The sequence below is a fragment of the Micromonospora sp. NPDC001898 genome (assembly GCF_042891255.1).
In the GTDB taxonomy this organism is placed as follows: Bacteria; Actinomycetota; Actinomycetes; order Mycobacteriales; family Micromonosporaceae; genus Micromonospora.
Genome location: NZ_JBIATC010000013.1, coordinates 62509 through 87979 on the forward strand (window position 1 = coordinate 62509; position 25471 = coordinate 87979).

Consider the following 25471-nt stretch of genomic DNA (forward strand, 5'->3'; position numbering starts at 1 on the left):
CGACCTGGATATCGAGGCCCGGGGGCGGGTGCCGGATGAGCAGCAGATGTGTTCGGCTGGCGGCGGCGTCGCCGTACGCGGCGTGTCGCCGCTTCGGGAGGAGAGTGTCCGTTCACAGCGGACGACAAAAAGTAAAAGCAAGGAGGTCAACCACTCCTTGCCACTCTCAATATATAGCGCACTGGGGGCCTTGCGGCAAGACCCGGGTCGTGCCGCAGAATCTCCAGCCGAAGCCAGAACCTGCGGAAATCAGTGCTCTGCGGCATACGTGTGTTTTCGTCGACGTGCGGGTCTCGCGGGAGGTCGAACCGCCGGTGGGACTCGCGGCGCGGGCACCCGGCGCGGAGGCGCGGATGCGCCGGCCGACGAACTGCGCGGGGCAGCTGGCCGTAATGCCACCTTGTTGAATGGGGCTCTCATGATTGACGTGATCGTTGCCGGCGGTGGGCCGACCGGCTTGATGCTGGCCGGCGAGTTGCGGCTGCACGGCGTGCACGCGCTCGTGCTGGAGAAGGAGACGGAGCCGGCCAGGTATGTCCGCGCGCTCGGTCTGCACGCGCGCAGCATCGAGGTGATGGACCAGCGCGGTCTGCTGGAGCGGTTCCTCGCGCTCGGCCAGCAGTACCCGGCCGGTGGTTTCTTCGCGGGTATCCCCAAGCCGTCGCCGGGCCGGTTGGACACCGCACATCCGTACGTCCTCGGCATACCCCAGACCACCACCGACCGACTGCTGGCCGAACACGCCATCGAGGTCGGCGTCGAGGTCCGGCGCGGCTGTGAACTGGTCGGGCTGAGCCAGGACGACCACGGGGTGACCGTCGAGCTGGCCGACGGCACGCGGCTGCGCTCGCGTTACCTCGTCGGCTGCGACGGCGGCCGGAGCACGGTGCGCAAGCTGCTCGGCGTCGGCTTCCCCGGCGAGCCCACCAGGGTCGACACGCTGCTGGGCGAGATGGAGGTGACCGCTCCGCCGGAGACGGTGGCCGCCGTGATGGCGGAGGTCCGCAAGACGCAACTTCGGTTCGGCGCCGGGCCCCTCGCCGACGGGGCGTACCGCGTCGTCGTGCCCGCCGAGGGGGTGGCCGAGGACCGTACGGTCCCACCGACCCTTGAGGAGTTCAAGCAACAGCTGCGGGTCCACGCCGGCACCGACTTCGGCGTGCACTCACCGCGCTGGCTCTCCCGCTTCGGCGACGCCACCCGGCTTGCCGAGCGCTACCGGGTCGGCCGGGTGCTGCTGGCCGGCGACGCGGCGCACGTCCACCCGCCGTTGGGCGGGCAGGGGCTCAACCTCGGCATCCAGGACGCGTTCAACCTGGGCTGGAAACTGGCCGCCGAGGTCGACGGCTGGGCACCGGAGGGGCTGCTGGACAGCTACCACACCGAACGGCGCCCGGTGGCTGCCGACGTGCTGGACAACACCCGCGCACAGACCGTGCTGATGTCCCTTGAGCCGGGCCCCCAGGCAGTGCGCCGGCTGATGACGGAACTGATGGAATTCGAGGACGTGAACCGGTACCTGACCGAGAAGATCACCGCGATCGGGGTCCGCTACGACTTCGGCGAGGGGCATGAACTGCTCGGCCGGCGGCTGCGGGACGTGGGGCTGAAGCGGGGGCGCCTCTACGAGCTGATGCGCGGCGGCCGAGGGCTGTTGCTCGACCAGACCGGTCGGCTCTCGGTGGCGGGTTGGGCGGATCGGGTCGACCACGTCGTCGACGTCAGCGAGGAACTGGACGTGCCCGCCGTGCTGCTGCGGCCGGACGGCCACGTGGCGTGGGTCGGTGACGACCAGCAGGATCTGCTCAGCCACCTGCCCAGGTGGTTCGGCGCTGCCGTCAGCTGAGCGCGCGGTGGTGGCTCGAAGTGCGGGATCTATCTCCAGCCGAGGCCGGCACGGTCCGGTGAAAGCTCCCTGAACTCACCCTAGAGCCGGCGGTCGGTCGTCAGGACGATCGCCGCGGCAGGGCACAGGTCGACGGCCTCGCGAACCGAGTCCCGCGTTTCAGCGGGCGGCTCGGGTCGCAGCACGATCGCCTTGCCATCGTCCTGACGCTGGTCGAACACCTCGCCGACCGTCAACACGCACATCCCGGAGCCGACGCAGCGCTCGGCGTCCACAGTGATCCTCATTGGTCACGCATCCCAGGTGACGGGGAGGCTCTTCACCCCGTAGATGTCCGCGGTCTCCGGGCGCAGGGAAACCCCTTCAGGCGGTACGGCCAAGCGGAGCGTGGGGAAGCGGCTGACCAGCGCGGGGAACGCGACCCGCATCTCGACGCGGGCCAGCTGCTGACCCAGGCACTGGTGGATGCCGTGGCCGAAGGCCAGGTGCCCGCCGTCCTGCCTGTGGAGGTCGAGCACGTGGGGATCGGTGAAGCGCTCGGGGTCGCGGTTGGCGGTGTGGTACGACAGGATCACCGGCGAGCCGGCCTTGATGGTCTGGCCGCCCACCTCGACATCCTTTAGCGCCGTCCTCATGAACGTCTTGGCGACACTGAGGTACCGCAGCAACTCCTCCACGGCCCGGTCGGCGAGCGCGGGATCGGCGCGCAGCGCGGCCAGCTGCTCCGGGTTGCGCAGCAGCGCGAAGGTGCCAAGGGCCAGCATGTTCGCGGTGGTGTCGAGCCCGGCCGCCAGCAGGATCAGGGCGATCCCCTTCAGCTCCTCATCGGTCAGATCGCTGTCGGTGAGGTCGCTGAGCACGTCGTCGGTGGGGTTCGCGCGTTTGGTAGCCACCAGTTCCGCGAGATAGTCCTGGGTCGCGGTGTAGGCCGCTATCAGGTCCTCGTCGCTTGTCTCCCCGTTCATGAACGAGTCGACCTGCTCCTGGAAGGACTTCCGGTCCTGGTACGGCACACCCAGCAGCTCACAGATCATGATGGCGGGGATGGGCTTGGCGAACGCGGTCACCAGGTCCGCCGGCGGCCCGGCCTCCTCCATGGCATCCAGGTGGTCAGCGGTGATCTGCGCGACGCGCTCGGTGAGCAGTCGCATCCGCCGTACGGTGAACTTGCCCATCAGCGGTTTTCGATAGCGGCTGTGCTGGGGCTCGTCCATGAGGAGGAACTCGCCGGGCGGCGCCGGGGGGACCTCGATGTCTCCGTAGTCGATGGTCGGGTGGAGCATGAGCTCCTTGCGTGAGCTGAACCGCGAGTCGGCCAGGACCGACCTGACCAGGTCATATCCGGTGATCAGCCAGCCGGGTTGTCCGCCGGGGAAGGTGTAGCCGCTGATGGGGCCGTGCCGGCGGGCATCGACCAGCTCTGCCGGCGGGTCGAAGGGGCAGCCGGGCTGACGCGCCGTCGGCATCGTCGTGAGGGCGTGCAGGGATTCACCCATGACCAATCCTCATCTCGCGATAGTACGTGTTAGGCAATACTCGAAAGCTACGTTGCATTCAGAATGAATGTCAATCGCTCGAAAAGCGTTCTCCCAGGTGTATGGCGGAAAATTGATGCAATGACGCTGGGCTCAAATGCAATGACGCGTTGCAATGAATGACGGCGAAGGCAATACTGGCGGCATGCCAGGAGGACGGTTGACCCAGCAGGACCGCCAGCACATCGCGGCCGGACTCGCCGGCGGGCTCTCCTACGCCGAGATCGCGAGACGGCTCGACCGGCCGACCTCGACGATCAGCCGGGAGGTCGGACGCAACGGCGGCCCCGGCGGCTACCAGCCCCAGCAGGCGCACCGGGTGACGGCCCAGCGGGCGCGGCGCGGCACACCCGCACCTCCGCGCGTGGCCGGACCACCGGGTGGCACGGCGGGAGAGGAAATCATCGAGCTGGCGGTCCGGACGGGGCTACCGAGGATGACAGCGCGCGTGCACGTCGAGCTGTTGCTGTCCGAGGACGGCAGACGCACCGCGGCTGGGCTGACCCGCAGGCTACGGGTCAGCCCAGCCTCCGTCTCCGTGGCCGTGAACTACCTGGTCCAGCAGGGGTACGTCCGGCGTGAGCGCGATCCGCAGCGGCGCCGCGACGTCTACGTGATCGACGACGAGGCCTGGTACCACTCCGTCATGATCAGCGCGCGGCAGACGCTCGAGGCGGCACAGGCCGCGATGGCCGCAGCGAAGACGTCCGGGCCCGACAGTCCCGTGGGGCAGCGGCTGGCCAGGGCAGGGGCGTTCCTGGAGCGGGTCAGCCTGGACGAGATGGAGTCGGCCGACCGCTGGCGCGCCCTCCTGGCGTGATGGGTCTCAGACGAACCAGCTGGCGCGGTTCCTGCTGATCGTCACTGACGCACACGCCCAGGGGCGCGTCCTGGTCCTCGCGGTAGGGGCAGTCCCCTTCTTCCCGTCGATGTTCTGTGCGGGCGTCTACGTGCCGATCGGGGTGCTCGACGGTCCGGTCCACACGATCGTCGGTTTCACGTCGTACGGCGGCGCATCTAACGCCCTCAACCGCGCCGTCCTCGACACGTTCCCGATGCCGCGTCCAGAGTGCGGGGCAGCGGCGGGAGAGTGTGCCCCACAAGCGTGGACGCAGCACGACTCTGGACGCCATGCGGCAGTTTACGGATGAATGCCGCGCGACGTGGCGGTCGCCAGCGACGGTCTCGTGAGGTCCAACGGAAGCACTCACGCTCCTGGCCTCAGGCCAGGAGCGCTGGTGGACCTTCTTGCTGTGCGACTAGGTTCTGTCTTGCGGACCATGAGTGGGCTGTGTTGGCACCGTTGTTGCCGGCACAGCCCGTGCGGGGTGGCCGGTGGCGGGATCACCGGCAGGTCGTCAACGCGATCTGCTGGGTCAAGCGCACGGGTTCGCCGTGGCGGGACCTGCCCGAACGGTACGGGCCATGGAAGACCGCCCACGGGCGGTTCGCCCGGTGGGCCGCCGACGGCACCTGGGCCCGGTTGAAGGCCCACGTCATCGCCCTGGCCGAACTCGATGACGACATCGACTGGAACGCCCGGGTCGACGCCACCATCGTGCGGACCCACCAGCACGCCGCCGATGCCCGTAAAAGGGCTGACCCGCGAGGAGTCGCGGGCAGCACAAGCCATCGGCCGATCGAGGGGTGGTCTCACCACGAAGATCCACACCCTGGCCGACGGGCGTGGCCGTTCCCTGGCCACCCTGATCACCCCTGGTCAGGCAGCGGACACCCGCCAACTGGTCCCCCTGCTGGAGCAGGTCCGGGTCCCCCGACCCGGCGGTGTCGGACGGCCCCGCCAGCGTCCGGACTCGCTCACCGGTGACAAGGCGTACGCATCGTGATCACCACATCATTCAACCCGACGCTCCCGGCGCCAGCCCAGGGCCACCGTCATATTCGCATCAGATTCACTGATCCGGCATCAGACCTGCCGAGCTTCCGACCCCGAGCACACGGCCCACCCCGCCCCGCACATAACTGTCATTATGATGCGCCAACCTTTTGCCCGATTTGCCCACCCTGATTAGTGGATTGGAGTTACCGATAATTCAGTAATCAGGGTAGGCGGGAGGCGGTGCGCGTCCGTCGACTCCATTCGGCACGTGGGCCGTGGTCAGGGTCGCCGTGTGGGCGACAGCGTTCGCCAGGACATCAGGGCGGCGATGGCCGAGGCCACGCCGGCCAGTGTGACGACCAGCCCCGGGGCCGCGACTTCACCCAGCGCGCCTCCGGCTGCGGCGGCCAGGCCCTGCAGCGTCATCGTTCCGGTCAGCAGCAGGCCGAACGCCTGACCGCGCTGCGTGTCGGGCACCGCGTCGAGAAACCTGCGGGCCAGTGCGAGCTGGTAGGCGACGCCGAAACCGGACACTGCCATCAGGACGGCGGCGTATCCCGGTGCGGGGCGCAGCGCGAACCCCAGCAGCGGCAACCCGAGCGCAAGCGCGAGGGGGCCGGCCAGCCGCTCCCGGCCCGCCGGGCGCACCAGACGGCCGACGATCAGGTTGCCGGCGAACATCCCCGCGGCGACCGCTGCGAACAGCAGACCGGCCGCGTCAGGCGCGCCGACCTGCGCGGCGTACGGGACCAGCACGCCCTCGGCGCCGACCATCAGCGCCGGTGCCAACCACTGCGCCAACAACAGCGACCGGACCGCAGGCCGGCGCAGCAGCGCCCGGTTCACCTGCCAGGTCTCGCTGATACCGGCCGAACCGCCGGTGCGGCGGGGTGGGTGGTCGGCCAGGCGCAGTCGCAGCAGGCCTGCCGAGGCCAGGCAGGTCGCGGCGGTGATCCAGAGCGCGCCTGGCGCGCCGACAGCGGCGATCAGCAGGCCGCCGGCAGCGAAGCCGAGCACCTGCGTGCCGCCGGCCGCCATGGAGAACACGGCGCGGCCGAGCACGTAGCGGTCGCCGTCCAGCAGGTCGGGCAGAAGGGCGGTGCGTGAGGCGGAGGCGACGGCGCTGGGTAGACCCGTGACAAACACGAGCGCCAGCATGGCCGGTACCGGCAGTAGACCGGCGGCGAGCACGGCGCTGACCGCGGCACGCAGCACCTCGTAGCCGATCATGACGGTGCGCGGGGGCCAGCGGTCGGCGAAAGCCAGCAGCAGCGTGCCGCCCAGGGCATAGGGCAGAAAGCCTGACGCATACGCCAGCGCCGACATCAGCGACGACCCGGTTGCCGCGTAGACGGTCACGGACAGCGCGAGCATCCGCACCGTCTCGCCGATCAGGAAGAGCGTGTAGCTCCCGAACAGCACGCGGAACTGGCCCACAGCGAACACCTCGCGGTAGGTGGCCGAACGTGGCGCGACGGGCGTGGCGGTCATGGCCGACAGCATCACGGCAGCCCGGCCACGGTGACTATCCTTTCGCGTGGAGGCAAAACATGCTTGCCATCGAGGTGGGACCCGTCGACCTGGCGCGTACCCGCTACGCGATCTCGCCGCTGGGCGAGGCGATGCAGGCGCTGCGCGTCGCAGCCGGCGTGCAGGCCGCCGGCCCGCTCCGGCCGTGGGCCGAGCGCATCGCGCCCCGGTACGAGCAGCTGCGCCGGCAGGTGCCCACAGTCGGGGCGCTGACGGCGCTGTTCCGCCGCGGCGGCTACAACGCCGACTTCATCCATCCGCCGCCGGCGGGCTCCGGTGGCGACTTCGCCGCCGAGTTGGCCGCCGTGCGCGCCACGCCGCTGCGCCGTGCACGCCTGGAACTGGCCCGCAACCTGGCGGGACTGCGGACGCTGCCCCGCTACGTGCAGCGCATCCTCGACGCGCCGGATGTGGTCAGCCGGCTCGCCGATGCGGTCGAGGCGAGCTGGCACGCGCTGGTCGAGCCGGACTGGCCGCGGCTGCGGGCGGTGCTGGAGCGTGACCTGGTCCGCCGCGCCGGTTACCTGGCGATGTACGGCTGGGCGGCAGCGCTGTCCGATCTCGACTCGCGGGTGAGCTGGCGCTCCGAGGGGCAGGCCGGGACCATCGAGGTGCGCACGGGCTCGCCCACCGGGTGGGACCGGCACCGGCTGGCCGGCAAGGGCCTGCTGCTGATGCCGACGGTGTTCGGCACTCTGATCAGCTACGTCGAGCCGCCATGGCCCTACGCCCTGGTCTATCCCGCCCGGGGCATCGCGGACCTGCTCGGCCCTGTGGCGCGTGCACCGGGCGGTGACGCCCTGAGCCGGCTGGTCGGCCCGCGCCGCGCGGACGTGCTGCGCGCGCTGGACGTGCCGGCAACGACGACGCAGCTCGTCGCCCAGCTCGGCCTGAGCCTGGGCACCGTCGGCAGCCATCTGGCGGTGCTGCGCGATGCCGGCCTGGTCACCCGCACCCGCGCCGGCCGGGCCGTCCGCTACCAGCACACACCGCTGGGCGCGGCCCTGGCGGACAGCTGAACGCCACCGGGCCGCCCAAGGCTGACACCCCGGTGGCGGCAGGGCGTCACCGAGACGTAGGGCAGCAGCCCGAACAGCACGTCGGAGTACGAGCCGGTGTCCGACACGGTGCCCTCGGGCCGGCGGTCGCCGTCCTGCCGGTACAGCTGGTCGATCGGATCCGTCCGCGGCGGGGGCGCCTCTACGAGCTGATGCGCGGCGGCCGAGGGCTGTTGCTCGACCAGACCGGTCGGCTCTCGGTGGCGGGTTGGGCGGATCGGGTCGACCACGTCGTCGACGTCAGCGAGGAACTGGATGTGCCCGCCGTGCTGCTGCGGCCGGACGGCCACGTGGCGTGGGTCGGTGACGACCAGCAGGATCTGCTCAGCCACCTGCCCAGGTGGTTCGGCGCTGCCGTCAGCTGAGCGCGAAACTGTGGCTCGAAGGGCGGCGTCGACGTCCACGCCGCGGTGGGACGCACGTCCGGGCCGCGACCGACGTGATGCTCGGCGCGCTCGGGCCGCACGCCGGGCGGGACCGGGCGGCGGCCTGCTCGCCACGGCGTTCGACGCCGCCGACCCGACGGTGCTCCATCCGATGCCTCGACGACTGACGGGTGAGGCCGGGGGCGGCGGCGCGGTGGCCCCGCCGCCCCCGGGTCGGTGTCAGCGCGGTGACGGCAGGCCGGTGTCCACCGCGGACATCAGGGTGCCGGCGGTGGTGTCGCCGGACATCTCCCAGATCATGCCGCCCAGCAGGTTCTGCTGCTTGGCCCAGGTGGTCTTCTGGCCGATCGACCACGGGTCGTCGAAGGTCCACCACTGCCCGCCGTTGCCGGTGAAGCAGTACGACGAGACCGACTGGGTGTCGTGGTGGACGGTGCAGCCGGGCACCATCGCGAGCAGGTTGGCGTACCCGCGGGTGCCCGCCTCCTCGGCGAACTGGCCTGGTGCCGCCCCGGTGGCGGTCTGCCACTCCCCGTTGGCCGAGCCGCCGCCCGGCAGGGTCCCGGCGGCGACCCCCTGCCAGCCCCGGCCGTAGAAGGCGAAGCCCACGGTGAGTTGGCGCGGGTTGACCCCGGCGTCGGTGTACGTGCGCACGGCGCGTTCGACGCTGAACTCGAACGGGTACGGGTCCTGCGCGTCGCGGTACAGGTTGCCCTGTTGTCCGGTGCGGTTCGGCTCCCACGAGTTGTCACTGCCGGCGCCGTGGAAGTCGTACCCCTGCACGTTGGCGAAGTCGAGGTAGTCGAAGACGCTCGGTGTGCCGTCGGCGCGGCTGATGTCCCACCCCGCGTCGATCTTCGCCGGATCGGCCGGGGTGAACGCGGTCAGCAGGTACTGCTTGCCGGTGGTCGCGCCGAGTCCGTCCATCTGCCGGCGGAACTCGGCGAGCAGCGCCGTGTTGTTGGCCTTGTCCTGCGGCCCCCAGTGGTTGCCGGGGTGCCCTTCGGCGCCGGGCCACTCCCAGTCGAGGTCGATGCCGTCGAAGATGCCGGCCGCGGTGCCCGGCCCGCCGGAGTTGCCGGCCACCGGCAGGTTACCCCGCAGGTAGATGTCCAGGCACGAGCGGACCAGCTTCTCCCGGCTCGCGGGGGTCGCCGCGGCGTCGGAGAAGAACTTGGAGTACGTCCAGCCGCCGAGCGAGATCAGGATCTTCAGGTGCGGGTGCTTGGCCTTGAGCTTCTTGAGCTGGTTGAAGTTGCCGCGCAGCTTCTCCCAGCCGGTGTCGGCCACGCCGTCCACCGACTGCGCCGCGCTGAACGGTCGGCCGTAGTCGGCGTCGGCGTCGCCCGCGCCGGTGCCCTGGTCGGGGTCCTGCGGGTTCTGGGTGGTGCCCCGGGTGACGCCTTGCAGGCAGGTCAGGTTCACCGGGTCGAGGTTGGCGAAGGAGTAGTTGATGTGGGTCAGCTTCGCCGCGGCGCCGGACGTGTCGAGGTTCTTCACGAAGTACTGCCGGCCGTAGATTCCCCATTGGACGAAGTAGCCGACCTTGGCGTACCGGCCGGCGCCCATCACGTCGCCGGTGGTGACGGTGACCGGCGCGCTGGCGGGCGAGGCGTTGTCGTAGGTGTCGCGGGCGCGGACGGTGAAGGTGTACGCGGTCAGTGCGGTGAGTCCGCTGACGGTGACGCTGGTGCCCGTGCCGTTGACCGTGGCGGCGAGCTGGGTGCCCCGGTAGACGTCGTACCCGGCGATGCCGCTGGCGTCGTTGACGGTGTTCCACGCGAGCGTGACGCTGTTGGCGGTCACGGCGGTGCTGCGCAGGCCACCGGGCGCCGGCGGGGCGGCGGTGTCGTCGGCCGGGTTGAGTGTGGTGGCCGACGCGGTGGCGCTCGCCGGCGAGGTGTTGCCGCGGGTGTCCTTGGCCACGACGGCGAAGGTGTACGAGGTGTTCGGCGTCAGCCCGCCGACGGTCGCCGCGGTGCCGGCGACCGACGCGACGACGGTCCCGCCGCGCAGCACGTCGTACCCCGCGATCGGGAAGTCGGTGGCGGTGGCGGCGGTCCAGGTCAGCGACATGGTCTTGGTGGTCCGCCCGCTGACCGTGAGGCCGGTCGGCGTGCCCGGTGCCCGGTCGGGGCTGCCGTCGCACTTGTTGCCGTTGACCCGGCAGTTCGTCGGCGTGGCGGCGGTCCCGGTCGCGATGTACCAGAAGCTGTACGGCTCGGTGCTGCCACCGGCCGCGACGGTGCCGTTGTAGTGCGCGTTGACGACCGTGACGTGGTCGCCGACCCGGGTGACGGTGCCGTGGTAGGCGTTGCCCATGGTCACCCCGGCCGGCAGGTCGAACTCGAGGGTCCACCCGACGACCGCGGTCGTCGTCGGGTTGCTGATGACGTACTTGTCCATCCGCCACGAGCCGTTGTCGGACGAGGAGAAGTTGGCGGTGAGACCGGCGGCCGCATAGGCCGCGGTCGACGGCGCGACGATGGCGCCGAACACGGCCAGCAGGACCGTGACGGCCAGCGGCAGGCGGGGGGATCTTCGCGGACCGGTACGACCGCCCATGGCGTCCTCCTTTTAGGAAAGTTTCCTAAAAGCTAAATCGGCAACGATCGATAAGTCAAGGTCGCCGTCGCGGAGCGTGGCCCCGGGGGAGGTGACGTGACGATGCGCGGCAAACGGCACGGTGGTCGTGCCGGCGTCGGCGTGAGGGTCGCGGTCAAGAAAGCCGACGAACTCGGAGCCGCCGCCCGGGATAGAGTCCGGGCATGTGTTTTCGTCAGATCTACGGCTGACCGGGACGGGGCGGCACCGCCGCCGTCCCGCGCACCCGTGCGCACCGCCGCAACAGGGCACACCTGTCGGCGGTTGGCGCACCGGCTTGCCATGTCCCTTTCGCCGTAGACCTGAAATGGGTGATCTTCCATGTCCCGTCGCCGCGCCCACATCGCGATGGTCGGCATCCCCGCCGTCAGCCACGTCCTGCCAAGCCTTGAGGTCATCCGCGAGCTGGTGGCCCGCGGCCACCGGGTGACCTACGCCAACGACCCGGCGGTGGCCGACCTGATCGCCGCCACCGGCGCTGAACTCGTCCCCTGCGCCTCCACGCTGCCCGTCGTCGACAACGACTGGCCCGACGACCCCATCGCCGCGATGGGCCTCTTCCTCGACGACGCCATCCAGGCCCTCCCGCAGTTGCGCGCCGCCTACGACCACGACCCTGCGGACCTCTACCTCTACGACATCGGCGCCTATGCCGCGCGTGCCCTCGCCGAGGCGCAGCACCGTCCCGTCATCCAGCTGTCCCCGACCTTCGTGGCCTGGAAGAGCTACGAGCAGGACGTCGCGGCACACCTGTGGCGACTGCCGGGCGCCGACGCGTACCGGGCGAAGTTCGCGCAGTGGCTCGCGCGGTGCGGGGCGTCCACCACGGACGTGGACGCCTTCTCCGGCCGGCCCGCGCGGGCCCTGGCCCTGGTCCCCCGGGCGATGCAACCGCACGCCGACCAGGTCGACTCCGAGGTGGTGACGTTCGTCGGCCGCTGTCTCGGCCCGGACGGGGGCAAGGATGCCTGGACCCGTCCCGCCGACGCCGAGAACGTGCTCCTGATCTCCCTGGGCTCGGCGTACACGCGCCAGCCGGAGTTCTACCGCCAGTGCCTGGCCGCCTACGGCAACCTGCCCGGGTGGCACGTCGTGCTCCAGATCGGCAAGTACACCGACCCTCGGGAACTCGGCGACATCCCGCCCAACGTGGAGGTGTGCTCCTGGGTGCCCCAGTTGGCGGTGTTGGCACAGGCCGACGCGTTCGTCACCCACGCCGGGATGGGCGGCAGCGGTGAGGGGCTGCTCACCGGTGTTCCGATGATCGCCGTTCCGCAGGCCGCCGAGCAGTTCAGCAACGCCGACCGGCTCGTCGAGCTGGGCGTGGCCCGCCGCATCGACACCTCGGACGCCACCGCGGCGGCGCTGCGGACCGCGCTGAGTGAACTTGTCGCCGACGTGGAGGTCAGCCGCCGCCTGGCGCTGCTGCGTGCCGGCACGCGAGCCGAGGGTGGCACCGCGCGAGCCGCCGACCTCATCGAGGACGCCCTGGGCTGACCGGCCGCGCTCGCCAGTGGGGTGGTGAGCGTAGCTGTCGGCAGCCGTGAGGAGCCTGGCCGGGGGCGGGGGTCATCCCCGGTCAGGCGCGGCGGCCCCAGGGCCGCCACCAGCCCCGGCGGCTTCGCGGCGGCTGCGGTGCGGGGCCGGTCTCCGCCCGGGACCGGTCCCGGGTGGCGCGCCACTGCCGGACCACCTCGTCGGCGTTGGCGGGCCGGACGACGATCCGCGGCCCGGTCGGGTTGCGCAGCCAGGCGAGGACCTGTGTGTTGAGGTCCCCCACGTACGACCGCACGGCCTGTTCGGTGGGCAGGTCCCGCACCTCGTCGGGGATCCGCTCGATCCGGCGGCGCAGTTGCAGCGGGGTGGGGAGCAGCAGCTCGGTGGGCAGCGCCTCGCGCTCCAGGAAGCTCTTGATCCACCACGACTCGTCGTAAGGCGTGTTCCGTCCCGGGAGCGGTTTGCCCATGCCGGGCAGGTTGTCGAACTCCCCGCGCTCCTGGGCGGTGCGGATCTGTGCCTCGGCCGCCGCATCCCACCTGTCGGTCACCGTCGCCACCTCCTGCGCCTGCCGAAACCCCTGCCGTCTGTGGCAGCGTCGCGTCGCCGCAGGGCATTCCCGTCAGGCCTGGACGCGGCGTGGGGCCGGCGGCGCCCCGCGGACGTGCCGGTGCCCGTCGCGGGGAAACGGCGTGCGGGCCGGCAGGACCTCCTGCAACAGGTAGCCGGTCTTCTCCGCCACCCGGCACGAGGCCAGGTTGTCGATCTGGTGCAGCAGTTCCAGCCGGGCCAGCCCGGTCGCGGCGAACCGGGCGAACGCCCAGTCGGTGACCGCCTCCACCGCCCTGGGGGCGACGCCGCGCCCACGCGCCCAGGCCGCCGTCCAGTAGCCCACCTCGGCGTGTTCGCGGCCGGGCAGGACCTCCTTGAGCACCACCGTGGCGACGAGCCGGTCCGCGGCGGCGGGTCGCGGCTCCAGCACGGCGAAGCTGAACCGGCTGCCGGCGGCCCAGCCCTGCCGGCTGCGGGTCACCCACCGCCGGGCGCCGTTGACGTCGTTGACCGGGCGCCGCACCCAGCGACGCAGCTCCGGGTCGCGGTAGACCTCGATCAGCTCGGCGATGTCAGCGTCGCACCACGGGCGGAGCACCAGCTCGGCACGGTGGGCGGTCGCGGGGGCCCGCAGCAGGACCGGCATCCCCGTAGTGTGGCCCATCGAGCGGGGCGGTGCTGCCCGTCGAGGGGCCGGAGTGGACGGTGGGGGTAGCCGCAAGCCGACTTCCGCAGGCGTTGCGCCTGCCGCTGGGCGACGACCGGTTCGCGCCGGAGCCAGCGCCTGCCGATTGGTCGGCGCGGAGGGCCCCGGGCACAGCTAGGCTCGACCGCGAACTCGAACGGGGAAGCGGGGCGGGTCATGGTCGATGCGGCGGCGGTGCTGGGGATCGCGCTGGTGGCGTTGGGGCTGGTGCTGACTCCCGGCCCGAACATGGTCTACCTGGTGTCCCGGTCGGTGACGCAGGGCCGCCGCGCCGGGCTGGTGTCGCTGGCCGGGGTGGCGGTCGGGTTCGGTGTCTACCTGGCGGCCGCGGTCGCCGGCATCGCGACGGTGTTCGTGCTGGTTCCGGCGCTGTACACGGCGGTGAAGCTGGCCGGGGCCGGGTACCTGCTGTGGCTGGCCTGGCAGGCGGTGCGGCCCGGTGGCCGGTCGGCGTTCGCGCCGGCGCCGTTGCCGCCGGACCGGCCACGGCGGCTGTTCACGATGGGCCTGGTCACGAACCTGCTCAACCCGAAGATCGCGATTCTGTACGTGTCGCTGCTGCCGCAGTTCGTGGATCCGGCGCGGGGGCACGTGGCGATGCAGAGCCTGCTGCTGGGCGGCGTCCAGATCGTCATCGCGTTGACGGTGAACGCGCTGATCGTGCTGAGCGCCGGGTCGGTCGCGTCGTTCCTGGCCGGCCGCCCGGCCTGGCTGCGGGTGCAGCGGTACCTGATGGGAACGGTGCTGGCGGCCCTGGCCGTGCGCATCGCGGCGGACCGGTCCCGGGCGGCCGCCGCCACGTTCTGACGCCCGCCGCGCCGGTCAGCCGGTGGCGTCGCGGTGGCGGCGGACGAGGCCCTCGGCCAGCGGCGCGCCGTCGAGGTCACCGGCGGCGACCCGGCGGGCGACGGTGCGCCGCACGAGGCGGTCGGCGAGCGCGGGCGCGTGCCGGGCCAGGGCCAGCTCAAGGCGTCCCCGGGCGGTGGTGGAAACGTCGCGGGGGGCGCGGCGGGCGGTGGCGGCGCGCAGGATCGCCGCGACCACGCCCTCGACGGATTCCAGCCGGGACACCCCCCGCAGGGACAGGCCGGCGCGGGAGGTGCTGTCGTGGATGGGTGAGGCGACCATGCTGGGGTAGACGACGCTGACCCCGACGTGGGTGCCGACCTCCAGCCGCAGCGCGTCGGCGTACGCGACGAGGGCGCGCTTGCTGACCCCGTACGCGGCCGCGAGGGGTAGCGGCAGGACCGCCATCCGGCTGGCCACGAAGATCACCCGGCCGCGGGCGTCGACGAGGGCGGGCAGGGCGGCGGCGGTGGTCCGCCACGCGGCGAGCAGATTCACCTCGATCTGTTGGCGCACGGTGTCGTCGGGCGCCAGTTCGGCGGGGGCGGGTCCGCCGACGCCGGCGTTGTTGACCAGCAGGTCGAGGCCGCCGAGCCGGGCGACGGCGGCGCGCACGGCCGCGGTCGTGGCGTCCGGGTCGGTCAGGTCGACTCCGAGCACCGGCACTCCGGCGGTGGTGCCGGGGTACAGGTCGAGGCCGATGACGCGGGCATCGACGGCGGCCAGGGCCGCGCACAGCTCACGTCCGAAGGTGCCCCGGGCGCCGGTGATGACGACCCGGTGGCCGGTCAGGGCGCTCATCGCGTCGTCCGGGCTCGGCGGACGCCGGCGGCCAGTTCCCGGCGCAGGTCGGCCAGGTACGCGTCGAAGTCGACCCGCATCGCCGGTCGGCGCTGCCCCCACCGGGCGGTGGCGGCGCGCAGTTCGGCCCGGCAGGCGGCCCGCCGCCGATCCGCGTCGGGCAGGGCGTACCGGCCGGCGAGGTGCGCGGCGACGAGCCGGGCCTGCGCCTCGACCAGGGGGAACGCGGCTCCGGTGGACTGCATGAGCCCGACGAACGCCAGGCCGGGGGCGTCGAGGTGGAACACGTGCCGGTACAGCGGGAGGGTGTCGGGGCCGGCGCCGAGCAGCGCCGGGTCGAGGAAGTCCACGGCGACGCGGTAGCCGGTGCACCACACGACGAGGTCGACCTCGTCGACGCGGCCGTCGGTGAACTCGACCCGGTCGCCGTGGAACGCGGCGATGCCGGGGCGGGCCTCGACGGCGCCGTGGGTGAGCCGGGACAGCAGGGTGTCGGAGAGGGTGGGGTGGTCCTGCAGGAAGCCGTGGGTGGGGGCGGGTAGGCCGTAACGGGACGGTGGGCCGACGGTGGCGGCGAGCATGCCCTGGCTGATCCGCTGACGCAGCCGCCAGGGCAGCCGGCGCGCGAGCGCCCCGTTGAGGGTGTCCGCCGGGCGGCCGAGCAGGTACTTGGGCACCACCCACACCCCCCGGCGCAGGGACAGCAGGGTGCGCCGGGCGGCGTGGGAGGCGTCCACGGCGATGTCCATCGCGGAGTTGCCGCCGCCGACGACCAGGACCCGCCGGCCGGTGAGCTGCTCGGGGCCCCGGTAGTCGTGGCTGTGCAGCTGTTCGGCGGCGCAGTCGCCCGGGTAGCCGGGCTCGGGTGGGCGGGGCACCCGGTTGTGGCCGTTGGCGACGACGACCGCCTCCACGTCGACCTCGACGGGGCCGTGCGGGCCGGTGGCCCGTACCGTCCAGCGGCCGTCGGCGCCGGGGGCGACGTGGGTGACGGTGTGTCGCAGTGCGACGGCGTCGAGCAGCCCGAAGCGTCGCGCGTAGTCGTGCAGGTAGCCGGCGACCCGGGTGTGGTCGGGGTAGTCGGGCCAGTGCGCCGGCATGGGGTGGTCGGCGAACTGGGTGCGGGTCCTGCTGGTGTTCAGGTGCAGGGTGCGGTAGGCGGGCGAGTCGGGGGCCCCGTACACCCACAGGCCGCCGACGGTGTCGGCGGACTCGTAGGCCACGGCGGTGACGCCGGCGTCGGCGAGGGCCTTGAGGGTGGCCAGGCCGGCGGCGCCGGCGCCGACGACCGCGACCCGTGGCGGTGCCCCCATGTGGTCCCCCTCGACAGTTAATCCAACGTCTGCTGGATAATGCGCGGGTCGGTCCCCGCTCGTCAAGCCGGCGGGCGGTACAGGGCGTCGAGCAGGCGGCGCAGGAACGCCCGGAACTCCCGCCGCTCCTGTGCCGGTGACCCTCCGGGGGTGGCCAGCGCCACCACGTGCGCGTGCACCGCCCACACCAGGCTGCGCACCGTGACGTGCGGGGTCGGCTCGACCAGGGCCCCGCCGGCCGCGGCGGCGGCCAGCAACTCCTCCACCAGGTCGTACAGGGGAGTGGCGTAGCGCTGGTCCAACTCGGCGTGCCGGTCCGGCTCCAGCCAGCGGCGCAGCCACAGCGCGGTGGTCTCCGGCCGGTCCTCCAGGAAGTCGACGAACACGTCGAGCAGGTCGTGCAGGGCGCGCCGTGCCTGCTGCGGCCCGGCGGCGAGGGCTTCGCGGGCGCGCGCCGCCCCGGCCTCCAGCACCGCCCGCTCGGCGGCGAACACCCGGGCGAAGCAGGCGTCGTAGAGCTGCGCCTTCGTACCCGTGTGGTGGGAGACCGTGGCCACGTCGACGCCAGCGGCCGCGGCGACCTCCCGTAGCCCGACGGCGTCGACGCCGCGGGCGGCGAACAGTGCGGTGGCGGCGGTGAGCACCACCTCACGGGTGTCGCGGGTATCGGAACGCCGGGGCCGACCCGGTCGCCGTCGGGGCATGGTCACGGCCGCCATTGTCCCCCTACAATCCAGCAACCGTTGGATTGGGGGCGGCCGGCGTGCCGCCGGAGGGACGCAGACCTATGACCGGGCTCGACACCCGCGACCGCACGCCGGGCACCCGCCTGCCGCGCGGGCCGCTGCTCGGCTTCGCCACCGGCTCGCTCGGCATGGGCGTCTGGGTCACCGTACCCGGGTTGCTGCTGCTGTACTTCCTCACCGACGTCCTCGCCGTGGCGCCGTGGCTGGCCGGCCTGACGCTGCTGGCGCCGAAGGTCGCCGACGTGCTGCTGCACCCGTGGGTGGGGCACCGCTGCGACGTGCAGCAGGCCCGCCGCGGGGACCGGCGACCCCTGCTGCTGGTCGGCTGCCTGCTGCCGGTGGCGTTCGCCGCGCTGTTCGCCGTCCCCGGCGGGCTCACCGGTGCGCCGGCGGCGGGCTGGGTGGCGGTGTGCTTCGTCGCCGGGAACCTGCTCTTCGCCGCCTACCAGGTGCCCTACCTGGCCACCCCGGCCGACCTGCGGATCGGCTACCACGAGCGGACCCGGCTGATGGCGTTCCGGATGGTGGTGCTCACCGCCGGGATCCTGATCGCCGGACTGCTGGCGCCACTGCTGACCGGCGGGGACACCGCGACGCGGGCCGGCTACCAGCGGATGGGACTGCTGCTGGGCGTGGGCACCCTCGCGGCGATGCTGGTCGGGGTGGCGGGCATCGGCCGGCTGCGCCGGGCCGCCGGGACGGCGGGCGACGGCCACGCCCCGGGCGGGTGGCGGGCACTGGTCGCGGCGCTGCGTGACGGGCAGTTCCGCTGGCTGGTCGCCGCGTACCTGGCGATGTCGACCACCACGCACCTGGTGCTCGCCGGGGTGCCCTACTACGCCGAGTACGAGCTGGGCCGTCCCGCGCTGACCACCGTGCTGGTCGCGGCGTTCGTCGCCCCGGCGCTGCTGGTCACCCCCGGCTGGCTGGCGGTGGCCCGGCGGGTCGGCAAGCAGCGGGCCCTGCTGGCCGCGCAGGGCGCGTTCGCCGCCGGGTCGCTGGTGCTCGCCGTGGGCCGACCCGCAGGCCTGCCGGCGCTGGTCGCGGCGGTGGCGGTGCTCGGGGTGTCGTTCGCCGGGATGCAGCTACTGCCGTTCGCGATGGTGCCCGACGTCATCCGCGCCGCGGGCGCCACCGGCGCGGGCACCTACACCGGGGTGTGGACGGCCACCGAGGCCACCGGCGCGGCGTTGGGCCCCTACGCGTACGCGCTGTGCCTGGCCGCCGGCGGGTTCGTCGCCTCGGCCGGCGGCGAGCCGGTCGCCCAGCCCGGCGCGGCGCTGACCGCGATCCGCTACGGGTTCGGGCTACTGCCGGCCGCCCTGATGCTCGCCGCGGTGCTGGCGCAGCGCCGCTACACCCTCGACCGCGCGGCCCGCGCCGCCGGCTGACCCGCCCGGTGCCCCCGCGCAGGGCGGGCGGCGTGGCTAGACTTCCGCCTCGATGGACGCCCAGCCCTCCCCCACCGAGACCCGTCCCTGCGCGCACTGCGGCCGGGACGTGCCGCAGCGCGCCGGCGCGGGCCGGCCGTTCCGCTACTGCCGGGACAACGACGGCGCCTGCCAGCGGGCCTCACGCAACAACCGGATGCGGCACCGCAACGCCCCGGGCCTACCCGGGCAGGTCGCCCGCACCTGGGAGGCCGTGGACCGGCTCGACCAGGTGGTGGAGACCCTCACCGAGGCGCTGCACGCCGAGCTGTCCCCGGCGGGGGTGGAGCGGCAGCTGGCGCAGCTACGCGCCGAGACCGCCGCCGAGCTGGCCCAGGCACACACCGAACGCGACGAGGCCCGCCGCGACGCCGAGGACGCGGCGGCGGGCGCCGCCCGCGCCCGTCAGGAGGCCCGCACGGCCGCGGCCGAGGCCGACGCCGCCCGCGAGCGGACCGAACGGGCCGAGGCCGACGCCGCCCGGGGCCGGGAGCGGGCCGACGCCGCCGAGGTCGCCCGGGACTCCGCGCGCCGCGACAACGGGGCGGCGCAGGCACTGCGGGTGCAGGCCGAACGGGACCGCGACGCCGCCCGCCACGAGCTGCGTACGGTGACCGGCGAACGCGACGACGAACGACGACGGTCCGCCGACCTGACCGCCGAGCGGGACACCGCCGCCGCCGACGCGCGACGCGCCGCCGACGCGGCGGACGAGGCACGGCGGCGGGCCGGGCAGGCCGACGCCGACGCCGAGCGGACCCGCGCCGACGCGCGGCGTTCCGCCGAGGCAGCCGAGGCGGCGCGCGTCGAGGCCACCCGGGCCCGCGAGGAGACCGACCGGCTGCGCGCCGACGCGGGCGAGGCGCGCCGCGCCGCCGAGCAGGCACAGGCCGCGGCGACGGCGTCCCGGCAGGAAGCCGCGGCGCTGTCGGCGCGGCTGGCCGAGGCCGACGCGGCCCGCGACGCCGTCGCCGGCCAGTTGGCCGCAGCCCGGGAGGCGGCGGCTGCCGCGCAGGGTCGCCTCGGTGAGCTGGAGGCCCGCCTCGGCGCGGCCGAGGCCGACCGGGACGCCGCGCAGCGGCGCTCGGCGCAGCTCGTCGATCAGGTCAGCGACCTGGCCGCCGCACTGGCCCGGCTCGGTGCCGCACCACGCTGACGGGCCCCCTGCCCTTTCAGTGGATGCCGGCCATCAGCCGGCGCAGGTGCCGGGAGAACATCACCGCGCCGAGGCCCAGTAGCACCGACGCCACGCCGAAGACGAGGAAGTACGTCGGCTCCGGCCACGCCTCGGCGAGCCGGGCCACCTGACCGCCGATGGCGTCGCCGACGGCGGTGGCCAGGAACCACAGGCCCATCATCTGGCTGGCGTACTTCACCGGGGCGAGTTTCGTGGTGGCGGACAGGCCCACCGGACTCAGCGACAACTCCCCGGCCACCTGGATGGCGAAGACCGCCACCAGCCACCACGGGGAGACCAGGTCACCGCCGACGGCGGCCTGCGCGGCGGCGGCCATCAGCACGAAGGACAGGCCGTTGAGCACCAGGCCGACGGCGAACTTCACCGGGGTGGAGACCCGGTGGCCCAGCCGCAGCCACAGCCACGCGAACAGGGGCGCCCCGATGATGATCAGGATCGGGTTGACCGACTGGAGCCAGGACGCGGGGAAGGTAAACCCGAACACGTCCCGGTCGGTGCGGTCGGCGGCGAAGATGTTCAGCACCGACCCGGCCTGGTCGTAGATGAGCCAGAACGAGGCGGCGAACACGAACAGCCACACGTACGCCTTCATCCGGCTGCGTTCGGTGCCGCTCAGTTCCCGGTCGGTGAGGATCCGCGTGAAGTACCCGGCGGTGACCAGCACGGTGGTGGCGGTGAGCAGGTTGACCATGGTGTCGACGGTGAACAGCCCGGCGACGGCCAGGGCTGCCAGAACCACCGCCAACGCGCCGGCGGCCACCCCGACGCGGGTCAGCGCGCGGCGGCGGTCCGCGCCGAGCAGCGGGTCGGCGGGCCGGGCGCCGGCGTCGCCGAGGTGCCGCCCGCCGATCACGTACTGGATCACCCCGAAGGTCATGCCGACGGCGGCGACGGCGAACCCCAGGTGCCAGTTGATCCGCTCGCCGAGGAAACCGGTGATCAGCGGGGCGACGAAGCCACCCAGGTTGATGCCCATGTAGAACAGGGAGAACCCGGCGTCGCGGCGCGGGGAGTCCCGGTCGTACAGGTCGCCGACCATGGTGGAGATGTTGGGTTTGAGCAGCCCGGTGCCGACGACGATCAGCGCCATCCCGGCGAAGACGCTCCAGCCCACCGGGATCGCCATCACGTAGTGGCCGCAGGCGATGGTCACACCGCCCCACAGCACGCTGCGGCGGGCGCCGAGGAGCCGGTCGGCGACCCACCCGCCGGGCAGCGCCATCAGGTACACCATCGCGTTGTACGCGCCGTACACGGCGGTGGCGGTGGACTGGCGCAGACCGCCGCCGTCGTCGGCGACCGCGGCCGTCAGGTACAGCACCAGGATCGCCCGCATGCCGTAGAAGCTGAACCGCTCCCACATCTCGGTGAGGAACAGGGTGGCCAGGGCGCGGGGGTGGCCGAAGAAGGTCCGGCCGGCGGGCGACCGGCGGGCGACCGGCGCGTCACTGGACATCGACACCTCCGCACGGCTGGGGTTCGATAACATCCCCGTAAACCGCCGAAACACTCCCACCGACTCGACCCGGCCGGGGCGACCCCGCCGGGTGCATGTCCTGTCCGGCTACCCTTGCGGGGCGACGGCCGTGCCGTGCCCCACCGGGTGGGCGGGTTCCGGCCCGCCAGGGCGGGGAATGGCCCGGCCGGCACGGACCGTTACACGAGAAGACCAGCACCACGAGCGAGGGGAAGTCGATCATGGGCGAGCGTATGCTGCGCGGAAGCCGTCTGGGCGCGGTCAGCTACGAATCCGACCGCAACACGGAGCTCGCGCCGCGTCAGACCCGCGAGTACCTCTGCGCCAAGGGCCACCAGTTCGAGGTGCCGTTCGCCGTCGACGCGGAGGTCCCCACCACCTGGGAATGCAAGTTCGACGGCAGCGTCGCCCGGCTGGTCGACGGCAACGAGCCGGAGCAGAAGAAGGCCAAGCCGCCGCGCACCCACTGGGACATGCTGCTGGAGCGCCGCTCCATCGCCGAGTTGGAGGACATCCTCGCCGAGCGGCTGCAGGAGGTCCGCACCCGCCGCGGCCGCGCCTGAACGCCAGCCCCGAACAGCGCAAACGCCCCCGGGAGATACTCACCGGGGGCGTTTGCGCATGTCCCGCCCAAGCCCGACGCTACCCGCGTCGACGTCAACGGCCGGGTTCGACGATCTCCCCCTCGATGGCCCGGCCCCCGTCGACCACCGTGCCCCCGTCGACCACCGTCGGCTCGACCGGCGCCTCGTCGGACGGGGTGGGCTGGGCCGCACCACGACGCACCCGCACCACCCGCGGCCCGAACAGGTCACCGGCGACCATCGACGACACCCGCCGCTCCGCGGCCCGCCGCACCCCGGCCCGGGTGAGCCGCCGCACCGGCGGCACCAGCAGCAACGCCCCCACCACACCACTGACCAGGCCCGGCACCGCCAGCAGCAACGCCCCCAACAACCCCACCAGCCCGTCGGTGACCTGCGCGCCGGGCGGCTGACCCGCCTGCGCCGCCGCCCGGAACCCCCGCCACGCCCGCATACCCTCACGCCGCAGCAGCACCAGCCCCAGCAACGACGCCGCGAACACCAACAGCACCGCCGACCCGAACCCGACCAGCCGGCCGACCCCGACGAACACCGCCAGTTCCACCAGCACCGCCAGCAGCGCCGCCACCGGCACGAATTTCAGTCCTCGGCGCATCTCACCCCATCGGCCGTTCCGACATCCCGCCGTTCAAGCATGACACGCCGCCGGTCACGGCCACCGCGCCTGACCACCGCGGGTGCCGTGCACCCCACGCCGCCACGCCGCCCGCCGGTCCTGCACCGCCCACACGCTGATCCGCCACAACGCCTCCGCGACGATCACCGGGCTCATCTTGCTCGCCCCCCGCTCCCGCTCGGCGAACGTGATCGGCACCTCCACGATCCGCGCCCCCGCCCGGTGCGCCAACCGCGACAACTCCACCTGGAACGAGTAGCCCTGCGAGCACACCGACCCCAGGTCCACCGCGTCCAACGCCGCCAACCGGTACACCCGGTACCCGCCGGTCGCGTCAGCCACCGGCATCCCCAACGCCACCCGCGCATACAGGTTCCCGCACCGCGACAGCAGCAGCCGCCGCAGCGGCCAATCCACCACCTTCGCGCCCCGACACCAGCGGGAACCGATCACCACATCGGCGTCCCCGGCGGCAGCCAGCAACCGCGGCAGGTCCTCCGGGGCGTGGGAACCGTCGGCGTCCATCTCCACCACCGCGTCGTAGCCGCGCTCCCGGGCCCACCCGAACCCCGCCAGGTAGGCGGCGCCGAGGCCCTGCTTACCCGGCCGGTGCAACACCCGCACCCGAGCGTCGGTGGCGGCGAGCGCGTCGGCGATCGCCCCCGTACCGTCGGGGCTGTTGTCGTCGGCGATCAGCACGTCCACGTCCGGAGCGGCGGCGCGGACCCGCGCCACGATCGGCGACACGTTGTCCGCCTCGTTGTAGGTGGGGATGACCACCAACACCCGCCCCAACCCCGGCCGCCGCACCTGCGGCCGCACACCCACCGCTCCGCTCACCGTTCCTCCGCCCCCGCCGACGCGACGCCGACGTGTCGCTACCGGGCGACGGCCGACCGTCGGCGCCGCCACACCGCCCCGGCCAGGGCGGCCACCGCCGCGGCGGTCAGCGCCGCCTCCGGCCCCACCCCGACCCGGGTGGCCAGGGTGCGCCCGTCACCGAGGCGCAACTGGCGCAGCACCACGGCGCGGGTGTTGAACCCGGTGGCGTCGGATACCCGCCCATCCGGGGCCACGAACCCGGACACCCCGACCGTGGAGGCCATCAACGACGCACGGCCGTGCTCCACCGCCCGCAGCCGCACCATCGCCAACTGCTGACGGGCCTCGGCGACGTCGAACGTGGCGTTGTTGGTCTGCACCACCAGCAGCTGCGCCCCACCGGTGACGGTGTCGCGGACCAACCCGTCGTAGGCCACCTCGAAGCAGATCACGTCACCCAGGACCGCCGGACCGGCGTCGACCACCCCGGCGCGGTCACCGGGCACCATGTCGCTGCGGACCCGGTCGACCTCCTTGCTGACCATCCGCGCCACGTCCCGCAGCGGCACGTACTCGGCGAACGGCACCGGATGCCGCTTCGTGTACATCTGCTCCAGGTCCGGGCCGCTGCCGGGCCGCCACAGGATCCCCGCGTTGCGGCTCTGCCCCTCACCAGGGCCCACCAGCACCGCCCCCACCAGGATCGGCGCCCGCACCGTGTCGGCCGCCGCACTGATCCGCTGCCCCGCCACCGGGCTGCGCAGCGGGTCGATGTCGCTGGCGTTCTCCGGCCACACCACCAGGTCCGGCTGCTGCCGCTGCCCCGCCGCGACCTGCGCCGCCAGGTCGAGGGTGGCCTGCACGTGGTTGTTCAACACCGCCTGCCGCTGCGCGTTGAAGTCCAGGCCCAGCCGGGGCACATTGCCCTGCACCACCGCCACGGTGACCGTGCCGCCGCCCCCGGCGACCCCCACCGGCACCAACAGCCCCACCGCGAGCACCCCGGCCGCAGCCACCACCAGAGCCCCCGCCGTCCACCGTGACCGCGCCACACCGCCCCGCCATGGCCGCCACACCGCCGCCAGCAGCAGACCACCGGCCACGGCGACGGCGAACGTCACCAGCGGCGCCCCACCCACCGCCGCCAGCCGCAGCGCCGGGGACTCGTCCTGGCTGAACGCCAACCGGCCCCACGGGAACCCCCCGAACGGGGCCCGCGACCGCAGCGCCTCCTGCCCCACCCACAGCACCCCGGTCAGCGCCGGCCACGACCACCGCCACCGGTCCACCAACGGCGACGCGTACGCCGCCGCCCCACCCAGCAACGCCACGTACCCGGCCTGCAACAACGACAACAACAGCCACGGCAGGTAACCCGTGTGCAGGTTCGTCCACGACAGCAGCGGGCCGAACAACGCCACGCCCGCCACGAAACCCAACCCCACACCGGCGCGCACCCGACGCCGGTGCACCGCCGCGCCCAGCAACGCCACCCCCACCGGCGCGGCCGGCCACCACCCGTACGGGGGGAACGCCACCAGCATCGCCAACCCGGCGACCACCGACAACGGCACCGCCACCCGCAACGGCAACGGCCCTGCGGGACCGGCCCGCACCCCGGCCGCGGGGCCAGACGGGTTCTGCGCGACGACCGTCACCGGCACCTCACCTGCGATCACACCGCCGAAGGCTACCCGTCCCCGCGCTACTCCCGGCGCGGCACCGCCCACCCGGGCGGAAACGAAAATCGGGGCGCGGCTACTGCCGCGCCCCGATGCTCCCAGGCCCTTCCCGGCCGGTGGGGCGAGGATCAGGCACGCCGACCTTCGGACCGACCCGACGGGAAACTGGCTGCCCCCGCCTGGCCGTTGTCTACTGGCCGTGCACCTCACCCTGCCCGTACACCGGTAACCGCGGCCGGTTCGCGCCGCCCCGCCGACCCCCGCCCGCTGGACCTGGCCGCCGCGACTCGAAGGTCACTCGGCCAGCGGGCGAAGGGACGAAGCGAACAACAGCCGCTTCCCGTAGTAGGACTCAAAGACGGTACGTGCTGCACCCCACGC

General features: G+C 73.1%; 21 protein-coding genes and 2 pseudogenes. 10 read left to right on the forward strand and 13 right to left on the reverse strand.

From position 1 onward, the window contains the following. Window positions 1-418: 418 nt before the first annotated feature. Window positions 419-1846 (forward strand): rifampin monooxygenase, encoded by a 1428-nt coding sequence (rox, locus tag ACFYZF_RS23495; RefSeq protein WP_387024090.1) that lies wholly within the window; start codon window positions 419-421, stop codon window positions 1844-1846. Window positions 1847-1926: 80 nt separating this feature from the next. Here the strand turns inward: rox and ACFYZF_RS23500 are convergent, their stop codons facing one another. Both ACFYZF_RS23500 and ACFYZF_RS23505 read right to left on the reverse strand, forming a co-directional pair. After that, the gene (locus ACFYZF_RS23500; protein ID WP_387024092.1) at window positions 1927-2121 is read right to left on the reverse strand and encodes a ferredoxin; all 195 of its coding nucleotides are present in this window, start codon (window positions 2119-2121) and stop codon (window positions 1927-1929) included. A 15-nt stretch (window positions 2122-2136) separates the two neighbouring features. Next, window positions 2137-3342, reverse strand: a complete 1206-nt coding sequence (locus ACFYZF_RS23505; protein WP_387024094.1) for a cytochrome P450 — start codon at window positions 3340-3342, stop codon at window positions 2137-2139. A 199-nt stretch (window positions 3343-3541) separates the two neighbouring features. Between ACFYZF_RS23505 and ACFYZF_RS23510 the strand changes: the two genes are divergently transcribed. Beyond that, window positions 3542-4201: a MarR family transcriptional regulator gene (locus tag ACFYZF_RS23510; RefSeq protein ID WP_387024096.1), complete on the forward strand. Its 660-nt coding sequence runs from the start codon at window positions 3542-3544 to the stop codon at window positions 4199-4201. A 471-nt stretch (window positions 4202-4672) separates the two neighbouring features. After that, window positions 4673-5222, forward strand: a pseudogene (locus ACFYZF_RS23515) (IS5 family transposase); the annotation flags it as partial. Between the two features lie 278 nt (window positions 5223-5500). Here ACFYZF_RS23515 and ACFYZF_RS23520 read toward each other — a convergent pair. Further along, complete coding sequence (locus ACFYZF_RS23520) at window positions 5501-6712, reverse strand: MFS transporter (protein WP_387024098.1); 1212 nt, start codon at window positions 6710-6712, stop codon at window positions 5501-5503. 59 nt (window positions 6713-6771) lie between these two features. Here ACFYZF_RS23520 and ACFYZF_RS23525 point away from each other — a divergent pair, with 59 nt between their 5' ends. Further along, the gene (locus ACFYZF_RS23525; RefSeq protein WP_387024100.1) at window positions 6772-7770 is read left to right on the forward strand and encodes a DUF5937 family protein; all 999 of its coding nucleotides are present in this window, start codon (window positions 6772-6774) and stop codon (window positions 7768-7770) included. Between the two features lie 167 nt (window positions 7771-7937). Then, a pseudogene (locus ACFYZF_RS23530) lies at window positions 7938-8174 on the forward strand (FAD-dependent oxidoreductase); the annotation flags it as partial. Between the two features lie 240 nt (window positions 8175-8414). Here the strand turns inward: ACFYZF_RS23530 and ACFYZF_RS23535 are convergent. Next, on the reverse strand, window positions 8415-10760 hold the full coding sequence (locus tag ACFYZF_RS23535; RefSeq protein ID WP_387024102.1) for a glycosyl hydrolase family 18 protein: 2346 nt from the start codon (window positions 10758-10760) through the stop codon (window positions 8415-8417). Between the two features lie 360 nt (window positions 10761-11120). Between ACFYZF_RS23535 and ACFYZF_RS23540 the strand changes: the two genes are divergently transcribed. Next, complete coding sequence (locus ACFYZF_RS23540) at window positions 11121-12296, forward strand: macrolide family glycosyltransferase (protein ID WP_387024104.1); 1176 nt, start codon at window positions 11121-11123, stop codon at window positions 12294-12296. A gap of 82 nt (window positions 12297-12378) precedes the next feature. Here the strand turns inward: ACFYZF_RS23540 and ACFYZF_RS23545 are convergent, their stop codons facing one another. Both ACFYZF_RS23545 and ACFYZF_RS23550 read right to left on the reverse strand, forming a co-directional pair. Continuing rightward, entirely contained in the window at window positions 12379-12846 is a 468-nt protein-coding gene (locus ACFYZF_RS23545) for a DUF1992 domain-containing protein (protein WP_387024106.1), read from the reverse strand. Between the two features lie 72 nt (window positions 12847-12918). Next, a complete protein-coding gene (locus tag ACFYZF_RS23550; protein ID WP_387024108.1) occupies window positions 12919-13494 on the reverse strand; it encodes a GNAT family N-acetyltransferase in 576 nt (191 codons plus the stop codon). Window positions 13495-13710: 216 nt separating this feature from the next. On the opposite strand from ACFYZF_RS23550, the gene ACFYZF_RS23555 reads away from it, so the two are divergent. Further along, entirely contained in the window at window positions 13711-14361 is a 651-nt protein-coding gene (locus tag ACFYZF_RS23555; protein WP_387024109.1) for a LysE family translocator, read from the forward strand. A gap of 15 nt (window positions 14362-14376) precedes the next feature. Here the strand turns inward: ACFYZF_RS23555 and ACFYZF_RS23560 are convergent, their stop codons facing one another. The 3 genes from ACFYZF_RS23560 to ACFYZF_RS23570 form a co-directional block, all read right to left on the reverse strand. Beyond that, complete coding sequence (locus ACFYZF_RS23560) at window positions 14377-15201, reverse strand: SDR family NAD(P)-dependent oxidoreductase (RefSeq protein ID WP_387024111.1); 825 nt, start codon at window positions 15199-15201, stop codon at window positions 14377-14379. Then, window positions 15198-16514: a flavin-containing monooxygenase gene (locus ACFYZF_RS23565; protein WP_387024113.1), complete on the reverse strand. Its 1317-nt coding sequence runs from the start codon at window positions 16512-16514 to the stop codon at window positions 15198-15200. Before ACFYZF_RS23565 ends, ACFYZF_RS23560 begins: the two co-directional genes overlap by 4 nt. A gap of 62 nt (window positions 16515-16576) precedes the next feature. Continuing rightward, window positions 16577-17218, reverse strand: a complete 642-nt coding sequence (locus ACFYZF_RS23570; RefSeq protein WP_387024242.1) for a TetR family transcriptional regulator — start codon at window positions 17216-17218, stop codon at window positions 16577-16579. 83 nt (window positions 17219-17301) lie between these two features. Between ACFYZF_RS23570 and ACFYZF_RS23575 the strand changes: the two genes are divergently transcribed. Further along, a complete protein-coding gene (locus ACFYZF_RS23575; RefSeq protein ID WP_387024115.1) occupies window positions 17302-18651 on the forward strand; it encodes an MFS transporter in 1350 nt (449 codons plus the stop codon). A gap of 52 nt (window positions 18652-18703) precedes the next feature. Further along, the gene (locus ACFYZF_RS23580) at window positions 18704-19846 is read left to right on the forward strand and encodes a hypothetical protein (RefSeq protein ID WP_387024117.1); all 1143 of its coding nucleotides are present in this window, start codon (window positions 18704-18706) and stop codon (window positions 19844-19846) included. Between the two features lie 16 nt (window positions 19847-19862). Here the strand turns inward: ACFYZF_RS23580 and ACFYZF_RS23585 are convergent, their stop codons facing one another. Beyond that, the gene (locus tag ACFYZF_RS23585; protein ID WP_387024119.1) at window positions 19863-21344 is read right to left on the reverse strand and encodes a peptide MFS transporter; all 1482 of its coding nucleotides are present in this window, start codon (window positions 21342-21344) and stop codon (window positions 19863-19865) included. Window positions 21345-21586: 242 nt separating this feature from the next. Between ACFYZF_RS23585 and ACFYZF_RS23590 the strand changes: the two genes are divergently transcribed. Beyond that, window positions 21587-21928, forward strand: a complete 342-nt coding sequence (locus ACFYZF_RS23590; protein WP_007460094.1) for an RNA polymerase-binding protein RbpA — start codon at window positions 21587-21589, stop codon at window positions 21926-21928. Between the two features lie 94 nt (window positions 21929-22022). Here ACFYZF_RS23590 and ACFYZF_RS23595 read toward each other — a convergent pair whose 3' ends face one another. The 3 genes from ACFYZF_RS23595 to lnt are packed head-to-tail and all read right to left on the reverse strand — an operon-like array spanning window position 22023 to window position 25024. Next, complete coding sequence (locus tag ACFYZF_RS23595) at window positions 22023-22565, reverse strand: FxsA family protein (RefSeq protein WP_387024121.1); 543 nt, start codon at window positions 22563-22565, stop codon at window positions 22023-22025. Window positions 22566-22619: 54 nt separating this feature from the next. Next, window positions 22620-23426 (reverse strand): polyprenol monophosphomannose synthase, encoded by an 807-nt coding sequence (locus ACFYZF_RS23600; RefSeq protein ID WP_387024123.1) that lies wholly within the window; start codon window positions 23424-23426, stop codon window positions 22620-22622. A gap of 38 nt (window positions 23427-23464) precedes the next feature. Then, window positions 23465-25024, reverse strand: coding sequence for an apolipoprotein N-acyltransferase (gene lnt / locus ACFYZF_RS23605; RefSeq protein ID WP_387024244.1), 1560 nt, complete (start codon window positions 25022-25024; stop codon window positions 23465-23467). Window positions 25025-25471 lie beyond the last annotated feature (447 nt).